Raw genomic sequence first — 3,498 nt, forward strand, 5'->3', positions numbered from 1 at the left:
GCCACGGACCTCCCCGAGCACGATCCGGTCGGGCCGCATGCGCAGTGTCGAGGCCAGCAGAACATCAGCGCTGCATGCCTCCGCATCACGGTCGGCGATGAGCGTCACGGCGTTTGGTTGCTCGGGGCGCAATTCGGCGGCCTCCTCGATGGTGATGATCCGCTCCTCTGGCGGGATCATCGAAAGGATCTTGCGTGCGACGACCGTCTTGCCGGTGGAGGTACCGCCCGAGATGATCATGTTGAGCTTGTTCTCGACGCAAAAGCGCAAGGCGGCATCAATGTCGCCCTCGGCCACCACGTTTCGCAGCGAACGGTTGCGGTCACGCCGGAGCGCCTCGAGGCTGTGTTCCCGACCATGGAGGAAGCCGAGTTGAATTGCGTCCAGCGGCAGAGAGGAAAAGAAGCGCAGCGAGATCGAGAAGCCGCCTTCCACCACCGGGGGCTGCAGGACTTGCGCTCGTATCGGGCGATCGCGGTAGAGAATGCTGACCGAGACGATAGGTTTCTTGATGCTGAGGGTGGTTGAGGCGGTGGAGGCGATCTGGTTTCCGAGGTCCTTGATTTCGGTCTGGCTCAGCGGCGCGCCAATCCGGCGCATGAAATGGTCGCCCTGGAACTCGGCCCAGACCTGTCCGTCAGGGTTGATGCAGATCTCGATCGTGTCATCGCGCTGAACGGCGGCCCCCAGCCGGTCAAAGGAAGCCTCGAGATAGCTTGCGGCCATGTCAGAAGACCTCCAGGTCGCGGTCGACCATCACGGTAATCCTTGTGCCCTGGTCAACATGGATCACGGGGCGGATCGCCAGGTAATCCTGCATCACGCTTTGGGTGCTGTCGCCCAGATCGGTGCCGACATCTCTCGTGATATCCGCGGCGGTTTCGCGGCCAATTTCTCCGGCTGCGGCGGCAGGCAGAGCTGTGATCAGGGAGATGAGCGCCGCCGACCCAAACCGCTGCGCGAAGCGCGTATCGACAAAGCCGGTGGTCCCGGTGCGTCCGAGTGCGTCACCACCGAAAGCGCTGATCCTGACGGTCTGATTGTCGGACAGGATGATCCGGTCCCAGGCCACCATGACGCGCGATTGTGCAAGCGCCAACTCCGAGCGGTAACGCCCGATCAGCCTTGCGCCGCGCGGGATCAGGATGCGGGTGCCGTCGAAGGAATGGACATCCTCGGAGACGATGGCTCTGATCGCGCCGGGCAGCGTGCTGTCAAGCGCGGTCTCGGTCACAGCCTGAATCATGGTCCCTTGGATAACCGTATTCGATGGGTTCACGATCACTTCGGCCCGGCTCACAGGCGATGGCTGTGCCCCTGCCCGCACGAAAGCTTCATCGGCGTTGAGGCGTGCGGTTTCCTGCGCATTCTCGCGATCCGCACCCGCTCCCATTCCGGAAAACGCGATCATGGGTGATGCAATGCGTTCGGCGCGGGCTTCGGCCTCAGTGAGCCGCCTGCGTTCAAGCTCGGCAAGCCGCAGTTCCTTTTCATCGGGTCTCATGGCTGCAGGCTCCGGGGGGTTCAGTCGCGCGATCTCGAGGTCCATGCGTAGCTGGTCCAGTTCACGATCGCGTTTCGTCAGTTGCCGTTCAAGCGCGTGCTGCGCGTCTTTGGATGCAGCCTGCAGGGCCGTGATTTGCGCGGTGAGCTCCGCGATGGCCTGCTCTGCCCCGCTCTCCGAGGTCTCTGCGGGTCGCGCCTGCAACGCCTCGAATTCGGCCCGCAAGATGGCGAGGCTTTCCATCAACGCCAACTCGGAATCAGAAGGGCCGCTCTGGGCTGCAGGCGGTGGCTCGGGCTGCGCGACAGGCATCGGGGCAAGATCCCCAAACCCGGAGCCTGTCGTCTGGAACTCTTCCGGGGCAGCGGTCACCATGGGCGCGTCCGGTGTCGGTTGCAGAGCGGCCCAAGCAAGGCCACCTGCGGCAGCAATCCCGGCGACGCCCAGAATGATGACCAGGGGGGAGGCGCGCGCAGGTTCTCGCGCCGTGCCTGTCGGGTCCTCGAGGGCTGCCAGTCGCGCTGCGAGGTCTTCGGTATCCTGGGTCATCGGTGCGCGCGGGGGAGACCCCGTCCTTCAGGGCGGGGAGGAACCCGCGTTTTAGCACTTGCGGTTATTAGCATGTTACTTTCCATGTCAGGTTGTATGCAGTTTCGAGGTTACACATATGCCCTGCGCCCGACGCAGGATCAGGCGGACCAGATGGGCCGCTTCGCTGGCGTGTGCCGTCTCGTCTGGAACCTTGCGCTGGAACAGCGCCGTGACCATTGGCGGCGCTATCAGGCCGTGACGGGCGACAACCTGAACTATGTGGCGCAAGCCCGCGAACTCACCCTCCTGCGGGCGGACGTCGATTTCGTCCGCGAGGTCAGCGTGACCGCGCAGCAGCGCACCCTGAAAGCGCTGGATGAAGCGTATCGCCGCGCATGGAAGGGCAAGGGCGGCTACCCCAGGCCGAAGAAGAAGGGCGTGAACGACGCCTTTTCCTTCCCCGGGCGCGAGGTCCGCGTAGAGAAGATCAACCGACGCTGGGGTCGCGTGAAGCTGCCCAGGATCGGATGGGTCAGGTTTCGCCTGACTCGCCCCGTCGAGGGCGACACCCGCGAAGTGACCGTGACGCTGACCCCCCTTGGCTGGCAGCTCAGCATCGGCTGCCGGATCGACCGTGACACGCCCGACAACGGTCAGACGGTCGGGATCGACAGGGGTGTGACCGTGCCACTGATGTTGTCCGACGGCACCGGCTACAGCCTGCCACCAGAGGTCGAGAAGCGCGCCAAGGCGGCACGAAAAGCGCAGCATCAGCTCCGAAACCGCATGCGTGGGTCGAACCGCTGGCGGAAGGGGATGCGCCGTATCGCGGCGTTGAAGGCCCGCGAGGCACGCGCCCGCAAGCATTGGGCGCATGTTGCCACGACCGACGTTACCAGACGCTTCGGCGGTGTCGTGATCGAGCGGCTGCGCACGAAAAACATGACCGCCTCCGCAGCCGGAACGCTGGATGCACCCGGACGGAACGTCGCCCAGAAGCGCGGGCTTAACCGCGCCATCCTGAATGTCGGATGGCACCAGGTCGAGACGATGCTGCTCTACAAGGCAGCAAGGCTCGTGAAGGTGGACCCCGCTTACTCGTCCCAAACCTGCGCGTCCTGCTGGACCGTGGACAGCCGAAGCCGCAAGAACCAAGCGACCTTCGTCTGCACCGCTTGCGGGCACAGGGACAACGCCGACCGCAATGCTGCGAGCGTGATCTTGCACCGGGGGAACACTCCGGGCGTGGAGCCGAGCCGTTGGGCTGGTGATGAAGCGCGAACTGTTCAAGTCGCTTAGGCCTCTTGGAAATCTCCGGCCTTCAGGCCGGAGAAGATGTTAACAAGCAGACTTTCCGATCGCCTCCGCTCTAAGAGGATTTTTCCGGGGGTGCATCGTGCCAGACACGCCCTATCCAGCCCGGAAGCTCTGCAAGCTGATCGAAGGCGGGATCTTTCGAGATC

At 64.0% G+C, this 3,498-nt stretch carries 3 protein-coding genes; 1 reads left to right on the forward strand and 2 read right to left on the reverse strand.

The window, feature by feature from the left end; genetic code table 11:
• Together ACESMN_RS13545 and ACESMN_RS13550 are read right to left on the reverse strand one after the other, a co-directional pair.
• Nucleotides 1-726, reverse strand: a 726-nt coding sequence (locus ACESMN_RS13545; RefSeq protein ID WP_373054137.1) for an ATPase, T2SS/T4P/T4SS family, incomplete at its 3' end; no start/stop codon positions are given.
• 1 nt (nucleotide 727) lies between these two features.
• Entirely contained in the window at nucleotides 728-2,053 is a 1,326-nt protein-coding gene (locus tag ACESMN_RS13550; RefSeq protein WP_373054138.1) for a TrbI/VirB10 family protein, read from the reverse strand.
• Between the two features lie 72 nt (nucleotides 2,054-2,125).
• Here ACESMN_RS13550 and ACESMN_RS13555 point away from each other — a divergent pair, with 72 nt between their 5' ends.
• Nucleotides 2,126-3,334: an RNA-guided endonuclease InsQ/TnpB family protein gene (locus ACESMN_RS13555; protein WP_373054139.1), complete on the forward strand. Its 1,209-nt coding sequence runs from the start codon at nucleotides 2,126-2,128 to the stop codon at nucleotides 3,332-3,334.
• The last annotated feature ends 164 nt before the right edge of the window (nucleotides 3,335-3,498 follow it).

The organism is Thioalkalivibrio sp., assembly GCF_041690275.1.
Taxonomy (GTDB): domain Bacteria; phylum Pseudomonadota; class Gammaproteobacteria; order Ectothiorhodospirales; family Ectothiorhodospiraceae; genus Thioalkalivibrio.